At 56.8% G+C, this 22058-nt stretch carries 19 protein-coding genes; 2 read left to right on the top strand and 17 right to left on the bottom strand.

What is annotated here, in order from left to right:
* Positions 1 to 19 precede the first annotated feature (19 nt).
* The 7 genes from tap to IM313_RS16030 form a co-directional block, all read right to left on the bottom strand.
* Positions 20 to 1621: a methyl-accepting chemotaxis protein IV gene (gene tap, locus IM313_RS16060; protein WP_192971752.1), complete on the bottom strand. Its 1602-nt coding sequence runs from the start codon at positions 1619 to 1621 to the stop codon at positions 20 to 22.
* A 44-nt stretch (positions 1622 to 1665) separates the two neighbouring features.
* The gene (gene tar / locus IM313_RS16055) at positions 1666 to 3333 is read right to left on the bottom strand and encodes a methyl-accepting chemotaxis protein II (RefSeq protein WP_047367823.1); all 1668 of its coding nucleotides are present in this window, start codon (positions 3331 to 3333) and stop codon (positions 1666 to 1668) included.
* Between the two features lie 84 nt (positions 3334 to 3417).
* Positions 3418 to 4380, bottom strand: coding sequence for a spore coat U domain-containing protein (locus tag IM313_RS16050; RefSeq protein ID WP_045260325.1), 963 nt, complete (start codon positions 4378 to 4380; stop codon positions 3418 to 3420).
* Positions 4377 to 6761: a fimbria/pilus outer membrane usher protein gene (locus tag IM313_RS16045; RefSeq protein ID WP_193034361.1), complete on the bottom strand. Its 2385-nt coding sequence runs from the start codon at positions 6759 to 6761 to the stop codon at positions 4377 to 4379. The genes IM313_RS16050 and IM313_RS16045 overlap by 4 nt, the downstream gene beginning before the upstream one ends.
* Entirely contained in the window at positions 6737 to 7498 is a 762-nt protein-coding gene (locus IM313_RS16040; protein ID WP_045260435.1) for a molecular chaperone, read from the bottom strand. Before IM313_RS16040 ends, IM313_RS16045 begins: the two co-directional genes overlap by 25 nt.
* Positions 7499 to 7515: 17 nt before the next feature.
* A complete protein-coding gene (locus IM313_RS16035) occupies positions 7516 to 8064 on the bottom strand; it encodes a spore coat U domain-containing protein (RefSeq protein ID WP_028013649.1) in 549 nt (182 codons plus the stop codon).
* Between the two features lie 8 nt (positions 8065 to 8072).
* Positions 8073 to 8645, bottom strand: coding sequence for a spore coat protein U domain-containing protein (locus IM313_RS16030; protein WP_028013650.1), 573 nt, complete (start codon positions 8643 to 8645; stop codon positions 8073 to 8075).
* A 431-nt stretch (positions 8646 to 9076) separates the two neighbouring features.
* Between IM313_RS16030 and IM313_RS16025 the strand changes: the two genes are divergently transcribed.
* Positions 9077 to 10336 carry a dicarboxylate/amino acid:cation symporter gene (locus tag IM313_RS16025; protein ID WP_028013651.1) on the top strand — a complete coding sequence of 420 codons (1260 nt, stop codon included), beginning with the start codon at positions 9077 to 9079 and terminating at the stop codon, positions 10334 to 10336.
* A 105-nt stretch (positions 10337 to 10441) separates the two neighbouring features.
* Here the strand turns inward: IM313_RS16025 and cheW are convergent, their stop codons facing one another.
* The 6 genes from cheW to flhD all read right to left on the bottom strand — a co-directional run bounded on the left by cheW (position 10442) and on the right by flhD (position 15874).
* On the bottom strand, positions 10442 to 10945 hold the full coding sequence (cheW, locus tag IM313_RS16020; protein WP_014884351.1) for a chemotaxis protein CheW: 504 nt from the start codon (positions 10943 to 10945) through the stop codon (positions 10442 to 10444).
* A 19-nt stretch (positions 10946 to 10964) separates the two neighbouring features.
* Positions 10965 to 13001, bottom strand: a complete 2037-nt coding sequence (gene cheA, locus IM313_RS16015; RefSeq protein ID WP_192971751.1) for a chemotaxis protein CheA — start codon at positions 12999 to 13001, stop codon at positions 10965 to 10967.
* Positions 13002 to 13005: 4 nt separating this feature from the next.
* Positions 13006 to 13935: a flagellar motor protein MotB gene (gene motB, locus IM313_RS16010; RefSeq protein ID WP_028013653.1), complete on the bottom strand. Its 930-nt coding sequence runs from the start codon at positions 13933 to 13935 to the stop codon at positions 13006 to 13008.
* Complete coding sequence (gene motA, locus IM313_RS16005; protein WP_008500417.1) at positions 13932 to 14819, bottom strand: flagellar motor stator protein MotA; 888 nt, start codon at positions 14817 to 14819, stop codon at positions 13932 to 13934. The genes motB and motA overlap by 4 nt, the downstream gene beginning before the upstream one ends.
* Before the next feature lie 123 nt (positions 14820 to 14942).
* On the bottom strand, positions 14943 to 15521 hold the full coding sequence (flhC, locus tag IM313_RS16000; protein WP_013096051.1) for a flagellar transcriptional regulator FlhC: 579 nt from the start codon (positions 15519 to 15521) through the stop codon (positions 14943 to 14945).
* 2 nt (positions 15522 to 15523) lie between these two features.
* Positions 15524 to 15874, bottom strand: coding sequence for a flagellar transcriptional regulator FlhD (flhD, locus tag IM313_RS15995; RefSeq protein ID WP_028013654.1), 351 nt, complete (start codon positions 15872 to 15874; stop codon positions 15524 to 15526).
* Between the two features lie 795 nt (positions 15875 to 16669).
* Here flhD and uspC point away from each other — a divergent pair.
* Positions 16670 to 17098 (top strand): universal stress protein UspC, encoded by a 429-nt coding sequence (uspC, locus tag IM313_RS15990; protein ID WP_028013655.1) that lies wholly within the window; start codon positions 16670 to 16672, stop codon positions 17096 to 17098.
* 16 nt (positions 17099 to 17114) lie between these two features.
* Here the strand turns inward: uspC and otsA are convergent, their stop codons facing one another.
* The 4 genes from otsA to araG form a co-directional block, all read right to left on the bottom strand.
* Positions 17115 to 18539: an alpha,alpha-trehalose-phosphate synthase gene (gene otsA, locus IM313_RS15985; protein ID WP_028013656.1), complete on the bottom strand. Its 1425-nt coding sequence runs from the start codon at positions 18537 to 18539 to the stop codon at positions 17115 to 17117.
* Complete coding sequence (otsB, locus tag IM313_RS15980; protein WP_028013657.1) at positions 18514 to 19317, bottom strand: trehalose-phosphatase; 804 nt, start codon at positions 19315 to 19317, stop codon at positions 18514 to 18516. The genes otsA and otsB overlap by 26 nt, the downstream gene beginning before the upstream one ends.
* 176 nt (positions 19318 to 19493) lie before the next feature.
* Positions 19494 to 20474, bottom strand: coding sequence for an arabinose ABC transporter permease AraH (gene araH, locus IM313_RS15975; protein WP_032644894.1), 981 nt, complete (start codon positions 20472 to 20474; stop codon positions 19494 to 19496).
* A 14-nt stretch (positions 20475 to 20488) separates the two neighbouring features.
* On the bottom strand, positions 20489 to 22003 hold the full coding sequence (gene araG / locus IM313_RS15970; RefSeq protein ID WP_192971750.1) for an L-arabinose ABC transporter ATP-binding protein AraG: 1515 nt from the start codon (positions 22001 to 22003) through the stop codon (positions 20489 to 20491).
* Between the last annotated feature and the right edge of the window lie 55 nt (positions 22004 to 22058).

Genomic DNA, 22058 nt, shown 5'->3' with positions numbered 1-22058 from the left:
AGCGCCTTCTTAATTACATTCAGGATACAACTGGCACGGCCTGCGACCGCCCGACTTCTGTTACTGCTTCAACGTGCTCTTTCACATTAAATACCGCGACCAGCCCGGTGAGACGATCCGCCTGGCTGGCCAGCTGATCGGTTGCCGCTGCCGCTTCCTCAACTAACGAGGCATTCTGTTGCGTCACCTGATCCATCTGGCTAACGGCCTGAGCCACCTGCTCTATCCCGCGACGCTGTTCGTCCGACGCCGAGGCAATTTCGCCCATGATGTCGTTAACCCGCGTCACCGAGGTGACGATCTCGTGCATGGTATGCGCCGCCGTATCCACCAGGGCAGACCCCTGCTGGACGCGAGAGACCGACTCTTCAATGAGGGACTTAATCTCTTTCGCCGCGTTGGCGCTGCGGCTCGCCAGGTTTCGCACTTCACCTGCCACCACCGCAAACCCACGTCCCTGCTCGCCGGCGCGCGCCGCTTCCACGGCGGCGTTCAGCGCCAGGATGTTGGTCTGAAACGCAATACCGTCAATCACGCTGATGATGTCGCCGATCTTCTGCGAGCTGGCGGCAATCTCCTGCATGGTGCTGGCCACGTGAGAGGCCTGATCGCCCCCTCTCTTCGCCGTCAGCGCCGCCTGTTTTGACAGGTCAGACGCCTGGCGCGCGTTATCGGCGTTCTGGCTTACCGTCGCGGTCAGTTGTTCCATACTGGCCGCCGTCTGCGCCAGCGACGCCGCCTGCTGCTCGGTGCGGGACGAGAGATCGTTATTCCCCGCCGCAATCTCTGAGATCCCCGTATGCATGGCGTAACTGCCCTGACGCACGTCGGATACCGTTTCCCGCAGCGACCCCTGCATGGCCTTCAGGCTGGCAAAGATCGCCGAAATTTCGTTTTTGCCAAACACCGCCACCGGACGCGCCAGATCCCCCTTCGCAATACTGTCGAAGTGGCTGCTGATAATCGCCAGCGGCTGCACAATCATTCTGCGCGCCCAGAGCAGCGCCCCGCCGGTCAGCAGCCCCGCCAGAATCACAACGACGGCAAAGATAACGCCAGACATGTGATAGCTGGTGCGGCTTGCTTCACCGGCGCGCAGAACGGACTGATTGATATCCTGCTGCCACGCGTCAAAGCTGCCGTCAAACGCCGCCTGAGACGCCTGGACCGGAGCGGTCATGAAGTCCGAAAGCTGGTTGTTCTCAAGCCAGGTCGCCTGGTGGTCCAGATCGCTGTACCACTGCTCAAAGTTCTTTTTCATGGCCGCCTTCAGCGCTTTCTCTTTCTCGCTGTCGGCCGCCTGCGCCGTGAAGGCCTTAAACTGTGCGTCTGCCTGCTTCAGGCTGTCGCGCGCCGTTGCCATCAGCGCCTTAATGTCATCCGGCGGATAGCTGAGCGCGGTTAAGGTTCCTGCCTTGTTCAGCGCAGTACTTGCCTGCAACAGCACGGCACGCGTTTGTGCCAGTGCGGAGCGCTGCTGATTACTCGCCTCAACGTCCTGCAAATTCTGATAGCCATCGCGAAACGCCCAAAAAGACAACCCGTTACTGCCAACCTGCAACACACCGCAAAGGATCAGAATCAAAAACAGTGTGGTCGAGATACGAATACGATTTAACATCCACGCTCCCATCAAGCGGCAAGCAGCCGCGGTTTAATTGTCAGTCAAAATGTTTCCCAGTTTTCATCTTGTCCGGTCGTTGCAGCACGGGTGCGGGTGACCGCCGTGTCGGCGGCTGGCGCGCGGTACGTAGCCTGCGCAGTGACCGTATTTCCAGCGAGTGAAGCGAGACGAAACGCCGAGACGGCCATCTTCAGACGGCTCGCCTGGTCTTCCAGCGCAGCGGCCGCCGCAGCGGACTCCTGCACCAGGGCGGCGTTTTGCTGTGTCACGCGGTCCATTTCCGATACCGCCAGGGCAACCTGGTCGATACCACGACTCTGCTCATCGGACGCAGAGGCGATTTCACCCATGATGTCCGTCACGCGGGTGACGGCATTCACGATGTCATTCATGGTCTCCCCGGCGCTTTCCACCAGCACGGAGCCGGTATCCACGCGGGAGACGGAGTCTTCAATCAGGGATTTAATCTCTTTTGCCGCGTTGGCGCTGCGGCTGGCCAGGTTGCGCACTTCTCCGGCCACCACGGCAAACCCGCGTCCCTGTTCGCCCGCACGCGCCGCTTCCACGGCGGCGTTCAGCGCCAGAATGTTGGTCTGGAAGGCAATGCCGTCGATGACGCTGATGATGTCGGCGATTTTCTTCGAGCTGTCGGCGATTTCGTGCATGGTTTTCACCACGCCATCCACCACGCGACCGCCGCGCTGCGCGGTTTCGGAGGCGCTTTCCGCCAGCTGAGACGCCTGGCGGGCGTTATCGGCGTTCTGCTTCACGGTTGCGGTGAGCTGCTCCATGCTGGCGGCCGTCTCTTCCAGCGCCGACGCCTGCTGCTCGGTACGAGATGAGAGATCGTTATTCCCCATCGCGATTTCGCTGGTGCCGGTATAGATCGCCTCGGATCCGTTACGCACGTTGGCGACGGTCTCGATCAATGAACGCTGCATGTGGTCGACGCTGTTGGCCAGCTCGGTGATCTCGTTACGTCCGGAAACGGTCAGCGTTTTGGTCAGATCGCCAGAGGCAATCTCGCGAATATGGGCAATCACGCGGCCGAGAGGGTTCAGCAGGATGTGGCGAATGCCGTACCACACAGCGAACAGCACAATGACCAGCGCCAGGGCCAATACCGCCATCTGCCATTTCGCAAAGCGGTAGTCATTCTGGCTTTCAGTAAAGGCCGAGTGATACAGATCGCCGCTGGCCTTCGCGTATTCCCCCAGCGCCGCGCCGAGTGCGTTTTGCATCCCCTGCGTCGGCTGTGCGAAGTAGGCGTCCATATTGCCGCTCTCCAGGAACTGGATCAGCTCCGTCAGCCCGGCATAGTAGGCGCTGTATTTTTCATCAATGTTCTGGCTCACCTGCGCCATAGCAGGCTGCGGTGCGATTTGCCTGAAGGCGGCGTAGTGTTTAGCCGCGTCGGCCAGCGTAGCCCGGGCATTTTTTAGCAGATCGGTTTTCGCGCTGCTCTGCTGATTGTTCGGATCCATCATCATGCGCGCGGACGAGCGGCTCAGGTTGATGCGCGTTTGCAGCATCAGATCCCACGTCGACGTAAGCTCACTCTGCTGCAGGCGGAGATCGTTCGAGGCGGCGAAGCTGTCCTGGTTCTGTTTTAACGACGAGAAAAAAAGCCCGCCGGAGATAAGCTGAAGTAGTGCGAAAATGACCAGCACCATCATTAGCATTGTGACAACGCGGATACGGTTCAACATACAACACCTTCTCATAGATTTATTAACGGTGTTATCGGCACAGGCCACAGGAACTTTACATTTGCGAAAGGGAAAAGCGCGGGGTTAAAACGCGACGTCAACAATCAGCGTATCGGTGTAGGTACCGGCGGGTGGCGTGGCCTGATTCGTCAGGACTTTGGCGGTGTAGTTATAGGTACGCAGCAGGCCGTCGGCGCTGACCAGCGAGGAGGTCGCGCTGGTCCAGCGTTCGCTGCCGCTGCTGCCCCAGCGGTTAGTCGTGGCTTCTTTATAGATGTCATAACTCAGGTAGTTACTGCCGCTCACCATCCGGCGCACGTTATTCAGCGCGTTGGCACCATTGTTAATCCCGATGGTATAGGTACTGCCTTTGGTACAGGTGACGGCAATCGCCTGCGAGACCGTGGGGAAATTTTGCACCAGCGGCGCACTGCTAAAGTTGACGTCCGGCGTGGTCATGGCGCTGCAGTCGTTGGTGACGGTCAGGTTAAGCAGAATACTGGTCGTCGCGGTTCCCGTTTGATTGATGGTGCAAATACCGAGCGCCCCCACGGAACAGACGCTGTAGTTAACGCTGAAGGTTAACTGCACCTGATACGGCCCGGCAGAGACGTTTTGTCCGGCGACGGTGCGGAAATAGAGCGGAATGTTGTACTGCTTTGACCCGAGCAATCCCAGCAAGGTATTTCCGCTCCAGGTATACGATTTACTTATCTGTACCTCACTGCTGCTCGCGCAACCCGAAAGTCCACACAGCCGGGTGGGGATCACGTCCGTGATGGCGGCATTATCGGTGCGTTTCAGGGTCGCACGACTGTTGGCCGATATCGTTGCTGCGGTGTAGTTCAGCGTCACCGAGTCGTTCGTCAGCAGGTTGAGTATCGCATCACACGCCACCACCAGCGTGCCGGTGGTCTCCACCTCCCCGGAGCCGCTCAGCGCAAACGACGTGACGCTGCCGAACGACGCATTGACCGTGCTGACGGTACAGGCCGCCCAGCTGCCGCCGGAGAGCAGCAGCAGGAGCAACATCACCCAGCGCTTCATGGCCCCTCCCGGCAGACCAGCGGGCCGTAGGTTTGCAGCCTGTGGTCCGGGTTCGCGCCGATGGTCAGCGTTGCCCTGCAGCGTTTGCCTGTCGGCGTCGTGACGTCGAGCAGATTGACGTCGCTGAGGTTTTCCAGCCAGGCAATCCCGTCATATCCCACCACCGCATTGCTGCGCGAGGCGCGTCGAACCTGGCTTCCCACCGGAATGGCCTCCCCCTGCGCGTCGTGCAGGATGACGCTCGCTACCCGCTCCTGTTCCATCGGGAAATCCACCAGATAACCGCTGTGGCGGCGGATCGCCACCCGCCGCTCGGTCTCTTTCAGCCGTGTGTCGGCAGGCAGGTTGAGGGTATTAATACTGTAGCTTGCCGGGTAATAGGCCGAGACGCCGCTCACCAGCAGATACCCGTTGCGGTTGGTTTTACCAACCGGCTGGTTTTCATAGCTGACAGGGACATCCGGCTGTCCATCGGTGCTGATGACCACAAACGCATCGTTGATTTTGTTTGCCGCAAACAGTTCGCCGTCCATCAGCACCAGGGAGCCCATCGCTTCGCTCCACCAGGTCATCATGCCCTTCTCGCCGTACCCGCCCCCCTGCAGCTCGATATTGTTATTGCGCCAGCCCACCGTTCCCTGCTGGTAGTTATTCGATCGCGACTGGTTCGCCCACGCCATATTCCAGCTGAAGCCGCCGTCGGAGGGCATCGAGTGGTTGTAGTTGATGCGCTGCGTGCTGCCTGCATCCGGGGTATTTTCCACGGTGAGCGCCGCGCTGTCGCGTTCGCCCAGCGGCACCTGGAATGACATCGCGACCGTCCAGTCGCCCCGCTGCTGGTCCCGGCTGGCGGCGAGGTAAATGCTGCTGGAGCCCCACAGATTTCGGCTCCAGGAGAGGTTAAGTAGCTCGGTTTTCTGGCTGTCAAAGCTCTCCACGCCGATCCAGGCCGCCCCGATGTTGCCGTATTCCCCCAGGTTGAAGGTCAGGGAATATTGATCGGTATTGCGGCTAAAGCTGGCGATGGGGCGGTCATTTTCGTCGTACACCGTCGGCTGGTCATACAGGGCCAGGTTACCAAAGCCGCGATCGCGGCGGGTATGCTGGGTGGCGAGGCTGAACTCGCTGGTGCTGTACTGGTAGCCCCAGTTGATTTGCCCGCCGTCATCTCCGCGCATCCGGCTCTGGCTGTACGAGGTATTCACCACGCCAAAACGCCCCAGCTTGACCACCGTCCCCGCACCGGCGAGCGCCAGTTCCTCCGCGCCTTCGGCGTGCCCCTCCAGCGTCAGCCAGTCCGTCAGGCCGTAGCGATACGATCCGCTCCCCGCCGCCGGGCCGTAGTCAAAATTCTTAATGCCGTAGTTGCGCCGCAGGCTCCCCAGGGTAACGGCCCCGTCGCTCAGCCCTTCTTTCAGCAGATCGCTGGTGACGTAAAACGGCAGCGTGGTACTCACCTGGCGCCCCAGCGCATCGGTGGTGACCAGCACCGCATCCCCGGCGCCGTTAATGTAGGGCAGGTTCGTCAGGGTGAACGGCCCGGGCTGCAGCTGCGTGGACCCGGAGCGGTAGCCGTTGATGAAGAGGTCGACCGAGGTCGGCACCGCCGCTTCACCTGAAAATTCCGGCAGCGGCCAGGTCACCAGGTCCGGACGCAGGGAGAAATCACGCCCATAGCTGATCCCGCCCATGCGGACGCTGCTGCTCCAGCTCAGGGCATCGCTGATGACATCCCCGGCGGTCCAGGTGGTGGCGTCCTCCTCGTTGGTCACCAGAAGGGTGGTGTCATAGCGGACATAGCCCTCCTGCTGACCGTCGTTGCCGGTGAAATTTTCGCGGGCGTAGCCGGTGGAGGAGAATGAACCGTTTTCATTGAAGTAGCGGAATTCATGCCAGAGCGAGGCCTGCCCGCCGACGTGCTCGGTATGGTTGGTATAAAAATCGTAATTGAGCAGCGCGCCTCTGCCATTGTGAGGCTTACTCTGCGTCGGCTGGCCGCCAAACGGGGTGACGCGGGAGGTTATCCACTCACGGGGCACGGTCAGCAGCAGACGCTGGGCGGGACTGTCGTACTCCACCCGCACCGCCGGAAGCGTGCTGAGATTGACGTCGCCGTTGGGCACATGTTCAGGCGGAAGCCCGGCGCGCAGCAAATCGGCGCTGGAGATATAGTAAGCGCCGTCGCGTTGCGTCACGGGAACCACCAGCCCGGTGTCGTAGTGGTTCAGTACCAGGGCGAGCTGGAAAACCGCCTCCCCGTTTATCGCCTGCGCTTGCGGCGGCGGCGGTAAGCTGTCATCACCCGGTTCGGCCCAGGTACTGGTACTCACGCAAAGCAGGATCATCATTGCGGGCTTCAGTTGACGGGCGTCGACTGCCATTGTGCATCCCTGGCATTAATCTGCGCGCTGATCTGGCTGGGCTGGCGGATCCCGGCCGGAATCGGCCAGCTGCGGGTGCTGCCCGGCAGCACATAGCCCAGCAGGCCATCCGCAATCATGCGCTTTTGTCCCCCCTGCTCCAGCGCCACCTGGCTGAGCCTGACGTGAACATCGCCCTGATTGCGCACTTCAATGGCAGGCTGGCCCGCCACCTGCGTGACGCGCCAGCTTAGGTTACGGGTATCCACGAGGGCATGATGCGCCCCCTCTTTTATTGTCGGGATCCCCTGTCCGTAAACGAACAGCGGTATGGAATAGCGCATCTGCAGTTTAAGGCCGATGGCGGGGTCGGCCTTCGCGTCCGGCTGGGGAATTTCATCCACGATAATGCGATAGGCTTGTTCAACGCCCATCGGAACCGTACCCTGTTTGATCAGGCGGATCAGCTGTTTACTGCCTTTGCCGATGGTGACGATGGGCGGGCTGGCGACCACGTCCTGCTGGGCGGTATAGCGCTCAAAGCCCCCCTCCTGCTTCCAGCGCACAATGCGCACCTGCATCGTTGTGGCACTGTTTCCCTGATTCTGGATCCACAATTCAGTCGCTTTGCTGTCGGCCGACAGCCACGGATCGATGGGCCATAACAGAATGGTCGCCGCCGCCTGCGCCTGTCCTGCCGCCATGGCGGTCACGCCCAACATACTCACCAGGTACCAATGCCTGAATAGTGGCTTCATCGAATGTTCTCCCTTTTTCACCATGACAAGGTCACGGTGAGCTGATCGGAATAGGTGCCTGCCGGGCTAAATCCCGTCAGCAGCGCTACGCCAAAAAGTGGTAGTGCAATATTGTTGCTGTTGGTGTAGGTCACCGGGATGGCCTGGTTGACCCCAATCTCACTGTTCGCCGCCAGTGAACTGCTGCTGTAAAGCCGGTAGCCCACCACGTCGGTGCCGCCTGAACGCGTCATGCGGCGCACCGAGGCGTAGTTTTGCCCGCCGTTGATGCTCATGCTCAGCGCCACGCCCGGCGTGCAGGCGATGGACAGCGCCCCGTTGGGCACAAAGCTGGTGCTGACCGGGGCACTCTCCACGCCGGTATGGGTCCCAAAATCCAGCGTCCCGAAGATCCCGCCGGTCCCCGTCGTGACAGAACATCCCGGCACGACGGTCGCGCTCACCTTAAACGACTGCGACGTCACCGCGCCGGCCCCGGAAACCAGGGTCAGCCCCAGCGCCAGCGCAAAAAAAGGCTGCACGATCCCCTCTGCGCAAGCGCGCAGACTTAAAAAGGAGGCCTTCATGGCTGGAGCTAGTAGGTGACGCTGACGTTGATCGTGTCGGTATAAGTGCCCGGCACCACCGTGACGCTGTTACCGCCGCCGGTGATGCGCCCGTAAAGGGTGTAGCTGTTGACCCCGCCCGCCGTCGACGCGACCGGCAGCGCCGCGTTGTTGGCGATGACGTTGTTAAATCCGCTGTCGCTGTACAGACTGTAAGCCACGCCCTGCGCCGCATTGGCGGTATTGATCAGATAGCGCGCAGGCGTGCCCGGCGTGCCGACCACGGTACCGGGTGCGGTGGAGTTAGTGTTGCCGGTGATCGCCACCGTATAGCTGGCGGTGGTGCACTGAATGGTGAACGTATTCCCGCCGCTGGCGCCGGTGAGCTGGGTGGTCAGCGTGGAAAACGTGGCGGGATGGGTACCAAAATCGAGTGTCCCGAAGTTAATACCGTTTTGCGTGGGCGATCCGTTAATCAGACACCCGTTTGTGAGGGTCAGCGTCGCACCGATGGTGCCGCTGCTGGTCACGGCCAGCGCAGGATGTACCGTTGTCGCCGCCAGTAACGCGCCAGCGCAGATTAAAAGGCGTTTTCTTTTCATTTTCCACCCTCCGGAAGTCAAACGCGTTCCCTTGCCACATTTTATTTATGCTGTTCAAGATGTTAGCCCCGCTTAAGGTTCCTCTGAGAGGGGTTAATGAGAATTTAGTTTACGGATATCGCTTCCACCACCCGCCCCAAAACGCATAATCCTTGTGTCCTATTGACTTAATATTCTTATAAATAACAATGAATTAAAATTATTTTGGCCGCATTTTTATTTTTTCAGAAGAGAATATATCCCTTATAGTGTGATCACCATCACAATATATCGTTATGCCACCAACAACAAAATCAATAAAACTTAAAAACTTGTTGTAACCCCCTACGCTTTGCGTCAATTTATGTGCCGAATATTTTCCCGCGCAGCAATAAAAAATTTATATGTATCGGCGCGGGCGACATCTGATAGCGCATAGAGGGTCTTTTTTCGTGGCAAGTGCAAACAAACTTACACTCTTCATCGTGATATTCATGCTGGCGGGTATTCTTTCAGGGGCGGCAATTCACGAGTACGCATCTGCGGATGCCATCAAAGCCTGGTCGGATAATATTACCCTTCTGACCGATATTTTCCTCCGTCTGATCAAAATGGTTATTGCGCCACTGGTCTTCAGCACGCTGACCGTAGGCATTATGAAGCTGGGAGAAACCTCCACCATAGGCCGGGTGGGCGGCAAAGCGATGGTATGGTTCATCAGTTCATCCGTGCTTTCTATTCTGGTCGGACTGTTTATCGTCACACTGGAGCGTCCGGGAAGCGGCCTGAACCTGACTATTCCAACCGAGGCGGTGGATACCGGTCTGGCCGTGGGCGGGATGACGCTGAAAGCGTTCCTGTCTCACACCATTCCCACCAGCATCGCGGGGGCGATGTCGAACAATGAGATCCTGCAGATTGTGGTGTTCTCGATGTTCTTCGGCATCGGCGGCGCGTCGCTGGGGCAGAAATTCAACGCGCCGCTGGTGGCCGCACTGGATGTGGTTTCCCATATCATGCTGAAGGTAACGGGTTATGTGATGTACGTTGCGCCACTGGCCATCTTCGCGGCGATCTCCTCCGTCATTGCCACACAGGGTCTGGGCATCCTGTTGAACTACGCCTCCTTTATTGGCGGCTACTACGTTGCCATTCTTCTCACCTGCATGGTGCTGCTGGCCGTGGGTTACATGGTGCTGAAAAAAGAGGTGTTTCGCCTGGTCAGCATGCTGAAAGATCCGGTGCTGGTCGCATTCACCACCAGCAGTTCTGAAGCGGCCTACCCTAAAACGCTGGAGCAGCTGGAGCGCTTTGGCTGCTCGCGCAATATCGCCTCTTTCGTTCTGCCGATTGGCTACTCCTTCAACCTCGTGGGGTCAATGGTGTACTGCTCGTTCGCCTCGATGTTTATTGCGCAGGCGTACAACATTCACCTGAGCTTCTCTGAGGTGACGGTGCTGATGTTAACCCTGATGCTGGCGTCAAAAGGCATTGCGGGCGTGCCGCGTTCTTCGCTGGTGGTGCTGGCCGCAACGATCCCAAGCTTTAACATTCCGGTGGCGGGGATCCTGCTGCTGATGGGGATCGACCACTTCCTGGATATGGGGCGTTCCGCGATTAACGTGCTGGGGAACGGGATTGCGACGGCGATGCTCTCGCAGAATGAAGGTGCGCGGGAAGCTGAAGCTGAACTGGTAAAGCAGGAAGCGTAATGGCATGAAAAAGGGTGAGGCCTGATGCCCTCACCCCAGCCCTCACCCACAGGGAGAAGGAGCAAACACTAAAAACGGCAACCTGGGTTGCCGTTTTGCATTTACCTACGCTACATGATTCGCCGCGATATCCAGCAGCGCCATCTCTTCGCTGTTCAGCAGCTTTTCGATGTTCACCAGAATCAGCATACGCTCGCCGAGCGCCCCCAGGCCGGTCAGGTATTCGGTCGACAGCGTGACCGCAAACTCCGGCGCAGGACGAATCTGGTCAGAGGTCAGGGAAAGCACGTCAGATACGCCATCCACCACGATACCCACCACGCGCTGTCCCAGGTTCAGGACGATCACGACGGTATTGTCGTTGTAGTCAACGTCGCCCTGGCTGAACTTCACGCGCAGATCCACGATTGGCACAATCACGCCGCGCAGGTTGGTGACGCCTTTAATAAACGCTGGCGTGTTAGCGATGCGGGTAACCTGGTCGTAACCACGAATTTCCTGCACTTTCAGGATATCGATGCCGTACTCCTCATCGCCCAAAGTGAATACCAGGAACTCCTGCCCTGATGGCTCGCCCGCCAGTTTCGTTACATTACTCATACCGGTCATGTTATTACCTTCTACTTAATCAGGCGGCTGTGTACGCCACACGTTGTTCACGATTTAATCCCTGAAGCGCCGACACGTCGACGATCAGCGCCACGCTACCATCCCCCAGAATGGTGGCAGCAGAAATACCCGGCACCTTGCGGTAGTTGCTTTCGAGGTTCTTCACCACCACCTGGTGCTGACCAATCAGCTGATCGACCAGCAGCGCGTAGCGACGGCCCGCGCTTTGCAGGATCACCACGATACCCTGCGTGGCCTCGGTCTTCGCCCCGTCCACTTCGAACACTTTCCACAGCTCAACCAGCGGCAGGTACTCACCGCGCACTTCGAGAACGCGCTCGCCGCCTGCCAGCGGATGCAGATCTTCTTCACGCGGCTGGAGGGATTCCATCACCGCGTTCAGCGGCAGAATGAAGACTTCGTCCGCGACTTTGACCGACATGCCGTCGAGGATCGCCAGCGTCAGCGGGAGCAGGATGCGGATGGTGGTGCCGGAGCCCTGTTTAGACTGGATCTCAACGTGGCCGCCCATCTCCTGAATGTTACGTTTCACCACGTCCATGCCGACGCCGCGTCCGGAAACGTCCGTCACCTGCTCGGCGGTCGAGAAGCCCGGCGCGAAGATCAGCATGCCCACTTCTTCGTCGGTCATGTTTTCATTCACCGCCATCCCCTGTGAAATGGCTTTCGCCAGGATGCGCTCGCGGTTAAGGCCCGCGCCGTCGTCGGTCACTTCGATGCAGATGTTCCCGCCCTGATGTTCCGCAGAGAGGATCAGATTCCCGACCGGCGATTTCCCGGCAGCAATGCGGTTTTCCGGCAGTTCAATACCGTGGTCGAGGCTGTTACGTACCAGGTGCGTTAACGGGTCGATGATGCGCTCGATCAGGCTCTTATCCAGCTCCGTAGAGCTGCCCATCAGGGTCAGTTCAATCTGCTTATTCAGCTTGCTGGCAAGGTCGCGCACCAGGCGCGGGAAGCGGCTGAAGACATATTCCATCGGCATCATGCGGATGGACATCACCGATTCCTGCAGGTCGCGGGCGTTACGCTGCAGCTGGCCCATGCTGGTGATCAGATCGCCGTGCGTGACCGGGTCCAGTTCGTTAGAACGCTGCGCCAGCATGGACTGGGTGATCACCAGTTCGCCAACCAGGTTAATCAGCTGGTCAACCTTCTCAACGGCAACGCGAATGCTGGTGGACTCACTGGAGCGCGCGGCCGGTTTTTCACCACGGCCAGGCGCTGCGGCCTCTTTTGGCACCGCCTTCAGCACCGGGGCCGCTGGGGCCACAGCCGGTGCGGCGGCCTGGGCAACGACGGCAACCTCTTCTTCTGCAGCCGGAGCTGCTACCGCGGCGGCTTCCGTTTCGAAGGCGATCTGGTCGGCTTCAATGACAAAGCACAGCACCGCCACGATATCGTCCTGACTGATACCGTCATCGAGGGTCGCCGCGAGGCTGTCTTTGCCTTTCACTACGTTACTTAATTTCGCCAGGTTACCCAGCTCTTCTTCCAGCAGGTTAACTTCGCTCTCTTTCAGGCGTGACAGCACAACGCGCAGCTTGCCCGCTTGCGCAGCGGCTGGCGCGGCCTCTTCAGCAGCCACCGCATCGACAACGCTCAGCTTTGTCGCAGGGACAACGGCTGCAGCGACCTCACCTTTTGCTTCCAGGGCGAGCTGGCGCAGCGCATTGCAGATGTATTCAAAGCTGGCGGCATCAGGCTCTGCCGAACTTTTATAGGCGTCGAGCTGTTCCTGCATAATATCTTTGGTTTCCAAAAACAGGTTGATAATGTCGGTATTGAGCTGCATCTCACCGCGTCGTGCTTCATCAAGCAGGTTTTCCATTAAATGGGTCGTTTCCTGCAGGATGGTAAATCCAAACGTTCCGGCTCCGCCTTTAATAGAATGCGCCGCGCGGAAGATGGCATTGAGCTGCTCGGAGTCCGGTGCTTCGGGCACCAGATCGAGCAAATGTTGCTCCATATCCGCCAACAGTTCGTCGGCTTCATCAAAGAATGTCTGGTAAAAATCGCTAATATCCATGCTCACGCTATCACCTCGGATTGGCTGGTGGCGATGTTGGAACGGCAGCCGCAGGGACGGCCCCAGGCTGTTTTAAATCGTCCAGTGACTCATTCTGACTTTCGGCGTTTTCGTGCAGGATGGCCTGCTCCGCCTGCTGGTTCAGCACTAAAAGACTGATACGACGGTTGATGGCGTCATCCGGCCCGCGGTCGGAGACCCGCATGGTTGCTGCCATGCCGACCACGCGCAGTACCTTGCCATCATCAAGCCCACCTGCCACCAGCTCGCGACGCGAGGCGTTGGCACGATCGGCAGAAAGCTCCCAGTTGCTGTATCCCTTCTCCCCACTGGCGTACGGGAAGTCATCCGTGTGGCCCGACAGGCTGATTCGGTTAGGAATGCCGTTCAGCACCGGCGCAATGGCGCGTAAAATATCGCGCATGTACGGCTCAACTTCCGCACTCCCGGTTTTAAACATCGGGCGGTTCTGGCTGTCGATAATCTGAATACGCAGCCCTTCCTGGACCAGATCGATTTTCAGGTGCGGCCGCAGCGCGCGCAGTTTAGGATCCGCTTCAATCAACTGGTCGAGATCGCCACGCAGTTTTTTCAGACGCGCCTGCTCCATCTTGCGTTTCAGCTCGTCGATGTTCGGCTCTTTTTTCACCTCACCCTTCTGCTGGGTGTAATCATCGCCGCCGCCAGGGATCGGGCTTTCGCTGTTAGAGATACGCGGCCCACCGGTCACCGCCGTCGCCAGCGGGGTACGGAAATATTCGGCAATCTGGATAAGCTCCTTCGGGCTGGAGATGGAGATCAGCCACATCACCAGAAAGAACGCCATCATTGCGGTCATAAAGTCGGCGTACGCGATTTTCCAGGAGCCGTGGGAACCGTGCCCACCGCCCTTGTGCTTGCGTTTTTTGACGATGACGATCGGATGGGACTGGTTTTTCATGCGTCCTCAGTTGTCGTCTGTTGGTTTGGGTTTTTCACCGCGCGCACGTGTTCTTCAAGCTCGATAAACGACGGACGCTCGCTGGAGTAAAGCGTTTTACGGCCAAATTCAACCGCGATCGGTGGCGCGTAACCGTTGAGGTTAGAGAGCAGCGTGATCTTTACGCACTGCATCATTTTGGTGGTTTCCGCGCTTTTCTGGCGCAGCACGCTTGCCAGCGGAGAGATAAAACCATAAGCCAGCAAAATACCGAGGAAGGTACCCACCATCGCATGGGCAATTAGCGCGCCCAGTTCAGCCGCCGGGCGGTCCGCCGAGGCCAGGGCGTGTACCACCCCCATGACCGCCGCCACGATACCAAACGCCGGAAGGGAGTCGCCCACCAGCGCCAGGCTGTTGGCCGGCACTTCAGATTCGCTTTCGTGGGTTTCGATCTCTTCGTCCATCAGCGCTTCAATTTCGAAGGTATTCATATTGCCGCTGATGATGAGACGCAGGTAATCGACGATGAAATCCAGCATCATGGCGTCCGCCAGAATGCGCGGATAGCTGGCAAAAATTTCGCTCTCTTTCGGGTTTTCGATATCCCGTTCAAGCGAGAACATCCCCTGCTGACGCGACTTCGCCATCAGGCGATAGAGCAGCGCCAGCAGATCCATATACATGCTTTTGGTGTATTTCGAGCGACGGAACAGCAATGGAATTGCTTTCAACGTGCCCTTGATCGATTTACCGTTGTTGCCAACGATAAAAGCCCCTACCCCTGCGCCGCCGATGATAATAAGTTCAGCCGGTTGATAGAGTGCTCCAAGGTGCCCGCCGGTCATCATGTAACCGCCGAAAACTGTACCGAGAACTACCAGGTAACCTAATAAGATAAGCACGACATCATCCTTCCGCTAGTGACTATGGCAAGGACGTTCAGCTCGCAGCGTTTACCGTTTACGGGGTAAAAAAAAGCAGCGGTAATCGCTTACCGCTGCTGGAATCTTTCCCACACGTTCGGGTTAAACAGCTTGTTCGATCTGTTCATCCAGCAGTTGTGGAATAATATCGGCAGCATCCCGGGAAAGTTTACGTCTTTTTACTGCGCGGGATGGAGGCTGACATAAACTACAGGCGAAGCTGCCTGCAGGCTGATGAGCATGGGTAATAAAATTGCCGTCGCAGCAATTGCAGCGCGACAGTTCAAGCATTCCGCTCTCAACAAAACGCACCAGCGTCCATGCGCGGGTCAGCGCCAGCAGAGGGCCTTCTTCCTGCTGTGGGCATTGTTCAAGGTAAAGTTTGTACGCTTTGATCACGGCGTCTACGCCGCTACACAAACCGGTTTTGAGAAGATACTGCCAGGCATTACAGAACATGGAAGCGTGGATGTTCTGCTCCCAGGTCATAAACCAGTCCGTAGAAAACGGCAGCATGCCTTTCGGCGGGGGACTACCGCGTAACTCTTTATACAGTTTGATGAGGCGACCACGGCTCAGCTGAGTCTCGCTTTCCAGCATTTGTAAACGAGCACCCAGCGTAATCAGCTCCATGGCCAGCTGTATGTCACGCGCTTCCTGAACAATGCTTTTTTCGCTCATTGCTAGGCCCTTTTCTTACGGGCTGCGTCATCAGGCTGACTGATGTCGCTAAGCAAGCGAGTGGAGAGCAGGATACCGGTATGGATCTGTTGCAGATCGTCCACGCGGGATTCCTGCGTCAGACGCGTTATCGTCTGCGGATTATCAAAACGGAACTGGCACACCAGTTGATTCGTTTCCGCCAGTTTTACCATCTGCGGGAGGGTTAATCCACCCAGCATGGTTGCCATTTCTTCGTTAATACCCAGACGAAACATCGCGGACGCTTTGTCCTGACTAATTAAACGCTGCGCGAGCAGTAAATATGACAAATTGATGTCATAGATATGTTTTAGCAACTCGGATGTATGCATTGTTCCCATCCCGAATAACCAACTATTATTTTTATGCGGAAAGACCGCACCCCGTGATGTCGCCGGGAAATCACCCGGTATAAAAAAGAAAAGGCTAAATGCATAGTTGAATCTAGGTTTGTATTCATCCAAACGCGTAAGGGATGCAACGCGGTTACATCTCTTACAGGTTTTATCATTTCTTACAAATAACTAAGATTTTTCCTAATTCGACGCAAACTCTACTCGCCAGATTTGACACATACAATGCAGCCACCCTCAAATTTAAAAAAAATGTGATCCGCGTCACACAATTTAAGTGAATGTTACCCATAAATCCATCAGTATGACTTCTAATTTGCTCATTTTTTAAGCAATCAGCACTGTTTTGTATTCTTAATCGACGAATACTCATGCATACGCGTGAGAATAAGTGGCACGCAATGTGCTTTTACCCGTGCGTGCGGTATCAGCAATCGTTTACATCGCGTATGCGTCAGGGACACATTTTGATTACTTCGATAAAACATACAGTTATGCATTTCTGGCAAAAAAATTGTTTCATTGCGTGATCATTCGAAATGCGTTTATAACTTGTTAGAACGATTTAATAGTGAAAGCGAGGATTTGTGTGACTTACGTTAAGTTGTTAATTTTTTTCATTTAGGCGCATTTATCAGTTATTCTTCTTATAAGAATAATTAATGAATAATTATGATAAGCTTCACACTAATGTCGTATTCAAGTCTTGCGAAACCAGGAAATTCGCGGTAATGGTGATGAAACGCTGTCTGTCAGGCATCTAAGGAGTGCGCCATGAGTTACTCCCATCTTCTTGTTTCTGTTGCCGTTTCCCCCGAAAGCCACCAGCTTGTCGCCCGGGCCGTTTCCATCGCCCGGCCGCATAATGCGCGCATCAGCCTCATTACCCTCGCGGCCGAGCCCGAGATGTACAATCAACTGGCGGCCCCGATGCTGGAAGATATTCGTGAGGTTTTGCAGGAGGAAACGCAGCAGTTTCTGCGAGAGCTTGTCGAAAAAGCAGAGTACCCCATTGATCAAACCGTTATTGCGACGGGGGAACTGAATGCCCATATTCTTGATATGTGCCGCAAGCAGAATATTGATTTAGTGATTTGCGGGAACCATAACCACAGCTTTATATCGAGGGCTACCTGCGCGGCAAAATCTATTATTGCCTCAAGCCAGGTTGACGTGCTGTTAGTGCCGCTTGGGGGGGCTTAACCCCCCCAGAGGAATATCAGGCGAGTTTAGGGAAGGTCGCGATCTTTTTTTGCAGATCGCCTTCGTGACTTTGCGGGGCTATTTCGCGTAGATCCTGAATAAAACGCGCCTGCCAGTGATTTATATCGTTATTCCGGATCGTCTCCATCATTTCGGCATGGCGGGAAATTCGCTCCGTCAGCGGCATGGTCAGCGCGCGGTTGAGGGCATTTGCCACATCATCCCGATCGTAAGGGTTAACGAGCAGAGCTGAGGTCAGTTCGTTCGCTGCCCCGGCAAACTGGGAAAGCACCAGCACGCCCGGATCCGCCGGGTCCTGAGCCGCCACATACTCTTTTGCCACCAGGTTCATCCCGTCACGCAGCGGCGTAACCAGGCCAACGTCGGCGTAGCGGAAGACCTTCATCAGGATCTTACGGTCAAAATGCTGATTCAGATAAAAGAGCGGCGTCCAGCCCAGTTGGCCGTAGCGCCCGTTAATGCGCCCCGCTTCGGTCTCCAGCTGATGACGAATATCCTGATAGGCCTGCACTTCCCCGCGCGACGTTGGCGCGATCTGGGTATAGCGGATTTTACCGTGGTGCTGAGGGTATTTATCCAGCAGTGTTTCATACGCCAGGAAGCGTTCCGGCAACCCTTTGGAATAATCCAGACGCTCTACCGAGAAGATATTCTTCACGTGCTTGAGTTCATTCTTAAGCTGGGCCAGCTTCGGCGGCAGCGGGCCCGAGGCCTGTTCCGCAATTTCGTCGGGTTCAATACCAATCGGATAGACCTCGGTGTGGAAGGTTTTTCCCCACGCCGTATGGGTTTTGCCGCCGTTGGTTACCAGGCGCGTTTTGCCTGACACGGAGTCCAGGAACGCGAGACGGTCATTTTCGGTCTGGAAGCCCAGCAGGTCATAATCACACAGCGCCTCCAGCAGTTCTTCATGCGGCGGCAGCGCGGTGAAAATTTCCGGCGTCGGGAACGGAATGTGCAGGAAGAAGCCAATTCGGTTATTGACTCCCCTTTTACGCAGCTCTCTGGCGAAGGGGAGCAGATGATAATCGTGGATCCATAAAATATCGTCTTCCTCAATTAAAGGCAGCAGTTTATCCGCCAGCAGCGCATTCACCCGCGAGTAGCCCTCGAAGGATTCACGCTGGAATTTCACCAGGTCAAGACGATAGTGAAACGCAGGCCACAGGACCGCGTTGGAGAACTGCGAGTAATACTCGTCATAGTCTTTCTCTTTGAGCGCAAATGATGCCCACGTAATGTTCCCGCGCGTTACCTTTTTAAGCGGTTTCTCTTGTTCATTGATTTCACCGCTCCAGCCAAACCACAGCCCGCCAGCAGCTTTTAAGGCACCTAATACCCCTACCGCCAGGCCACCTGCACTGGCTTTTTTATCATCAGGCGGTGCAATTCGGTTAGAGACGACGACTAAGCGACCCATAATGGTTTCCCCCTTTGTTTTGCGCTATTTGTTGTTGTTGCTGGTTAGCGATATCAGAAATCCACTGCCAGACGGCCTCGACATTCGCCAGACGCCACTCTGCGACAGTGTCACCAGGCCCTACCTTGACGGCGATCCCTCCGGCCTGTTTCACCACGCGAAAACCGGCCTCATCGGTCAGGTCATCGCCAAAAAATACCGGTGTACGTCCCTTAAATGGCGGTTCCGCCATAAACGCCGCAATAGCGGCTCCCTTATTGATGCCCTCAGGTTTTATCTCAACGACGCACTTCCCCGGCTGCAGCGCGAGCTGCGGATGTGCATCGGCCACGCTGCGGGCAATCGCAAAGATCGCCGCTTCGTGATGCGGAGCCTGCCGATAGTGCAAGGCGAACGCCATGCCTTTCGCTTCCAGTTCCGTGCCCGGGAGCGACGCCAGCGCAGAGGAGAGTTCAGTATGTAACGCCTGAATTAAGGTATCGGGGAGTGATACAACATGCAGTTGATCATGGATATCGCGGCGCTCCGCTCCGTGTACACCGGCCAGCGGAAAGTGGTAAGGACTGGCGAGCACGTCCAGCTCGGCCATTGAGCGCCCTGAAATCAATGCCAATGCGCCCTCGTTCAGTCGAGAGAGCTGCTGCAAATTCTCTAGCACCGTATCCGGTACGACCACGTCGTCAGGATGCGGCTGGATCCCGGCGAGCGTCCCGTCGAGGTCAAAAAAGAAAGCATATTTTCCGGGCAGTACAGGCGGTGCGGTTAACAAGTCAGCCACCCTAATCCTCCTTACGGTTTACGAGAGGTAAACGCCTTTACCTCTTTCATAGCCATGTAAGTATAGACAGTGTGATGGGCCTCGCCATTTGACAACCGCCCCGCCAGCAAAACTGGCGAGGCGGTTCAGAGGTCAACTATGGTTATTAGTTGAGCAATAAAAAGTCAGCGCTGGGGTTACACGGTACGCTTCGCTTTTTGCTTGTAACGGTCGAAAATCACGGCTGCCAGCAGGATCAGGCCGCGCACGACGTACTGAGAGAACGGCGAAATATTCAACAGGTTCATGGCGTTTTCCACCGTGCCCAAAATCAGGATACCGGCCACCACATATGAGATTTTTCCGATGCCTCCTTTAAGGGAAACGCCCCCTAAAACGCACGCCGAGATGACGATCAGCTCATAACCGATAGAAGTCATTGGCTGGCCGCTGGTCATACGCGACGCCAGAATAATCCCCGCCGCGGCGGAGACCAGCCCGGAGAGCACGAAGATAATAATCTTGGTGCGTACAACCGGCACCCCTGCCAGACGAGCCGCTTCTTCATTGCCGCCGATCGCCAGCGTATTACGGCCAAAGGTGGTGCGGTTCAGCAGGAAGCCGAACAGGATCAGGCAGGCCACGGTGAGCCAGATAGGCGCAGGCAGGCCCAGCCAGTTGGCGTAGCCCAGCGTAAAGAAGCGCTCGTCTTCAATCCCTACCGCTTTACCGTCGGAGATGATATAGGCCAGACCGCGGACTATCTGCATCGTTGCAAGCGTGGTAATCAGGGCATTAATCTTCAGGCGTGCGATAACAAAACCGTTCACCAGACCGCTGATCACGCCGAGCAACAGACCGGCAAAAACGCCAATCCACAGGCTTTCCGTCATGTTGATCACCACCGCCGTGGTGACGCCCGCGCAGGCGATAACCGAGGCCACCGACAGGTCGAAATCACCGGAGGCCAGACAGAAGAGCATGCCGCAGGCCACCATGCCGGACATGGAAATCGCCAGTCCCAGCCCTTTCATATTAATGAAGGTGGCAAAATTAGGGACGAAGATTGCACAGGCGATGAAGAGTGCGGCAAAGACCACCAGCATGCCGTACTGATCCCAGATGCGTCCAAAACTAAAAGCCGACTTCGGCGCTCCGGATGTAGTAACAGAGGACATCATTAACTCCTTACTCAGGCGACAGCCTGGCTGACTTTAGGCATGGCGAGGTTCAACGCCTGTTGTTCATTCGCCTGTTCATGAAGTAATTCACCGGCGATTTCGCCTTCGCGCATCACTACAATGCGGTCAGCAACGCCAAGCACCTCAGGCAGATCGCTGGAGGCGAACAGCACCGCCACGCCGCGTTTTGCCAGTTCATATATCACGTTGTAAATCTCGTGTTTTGCGCCCACATCGATACCGCGCGTCGGCTCGTCCAGCAGAATGACCTTCATATCCTCCGACAGCCAGCGGCCTAAAATGGCCTTCTGCTGGTTTCCTCCTGACAGATTCATAATCAGCTGTTCTGGTCCCGGCGTTTTGATATTCAGCGAGCGAATATGATGGTCGGCGTTGCTCGACTCCCAGCCGTCGTTAATCAGGCAACCCGCGCGGATAAATTTACGCCGGGCGGAAATGTTGATGTTGTCGCGCACCGAATGCACCGGAATGATCCCCTCCGCCTTGCGGTCTTCCGGGCAGAGCATCATCCCGGCCCTGATTGCGTGGGCGGGTTTCTGGATATCCACCAGCTCGCCGTCAATGGAGACCTGCCCTGCGGTAATGCGTGTACCGCCGAACAGCCCTTTCATCAGCTCGCTGCGCCCCGCCCCAACAAGGCCAAACAGACCGACGATCTCACCGCTGCGTACGGATAACGAAACCGGCTTTCGCACGCCCGGCGCTTTGACGTTGTCCAGACGCAGGCGCTCGGGGCCGTACTCGCGCGGTTTCCAGTGATAGATATCGCCCAGATCGCGCCCGACCATCGCCTGAACAAGCTGGTCATGGTTAACCTGCTGCATATCGGTAAAGGTGCGCACATAGCGCCCATCCTTAAATACGGTGATGGCATCGCTCAGGGCAAATATCTCCTCCATGCGGTGCGAGACGTACAAAATGGTGCGGCCTTCCTGGCGCAGCTCGCGGATCACGCGGAACAGGTTTTCGATTTCACGCGCGGAGAGCGAACTGGTGGGTTCATCAAAGGCAATAACCCTGGCGTTACGCGCCAGCGCCTTGGCAATTTCAACCATCTGCCACTGGCCGATGGAGAGGTATTTCAGCGGGGTCTGGGGATCGACGTCCAGACCAAGATGCTTAAGCTGCAGCCCCGCTTCATAATTAAGTAGCGAACGATTTACCACGCCGCTTTTGTGCGGAAGCTGGCCTAAATAGATGTTTTCGGCCACGGTCATCTCAGGGATGAGGTACAGTTCCTGATAGATAATGGCGACGCCGGCGTTGAGCGCCGCCGTGGTATCGGCAAAGGCCACCTCTTCACCGCGAATGGCCAGCGTGCCGGTTGTTGGCGCGTAGTTGCCGCTGAGGATTTTTAGCAGCGTGGATTTCCCCGCTCCGTTTTCCCCCATCAGGGCATGAACCTGGCCGGCATAGCAGTCGAAGCTGATATCGGTCAGCGCGTTAACACCGGGAAACGTTTTCCCGATGCCGCGAAAAGAGAGATACGGATTAGACTGTTGCATAACGACTCCGTGATTCCTGTAGTGTGTACGTCTGGCCCCTTACGGCGAGTAAGGG

Source organism: Enterobacter cloacae complex sp. P2B (assembly GCF_014895985.1).
Lineage (GTDB): Bacteria > Pseudomonadota > Gammaproteobacteria > Enterobacterales > Enterobacteriaceae > Enterobacter > Enterobacter bugandensis.
This window is presented reverse-complemented; position numbering and strand designations above follow the sequence as displayed.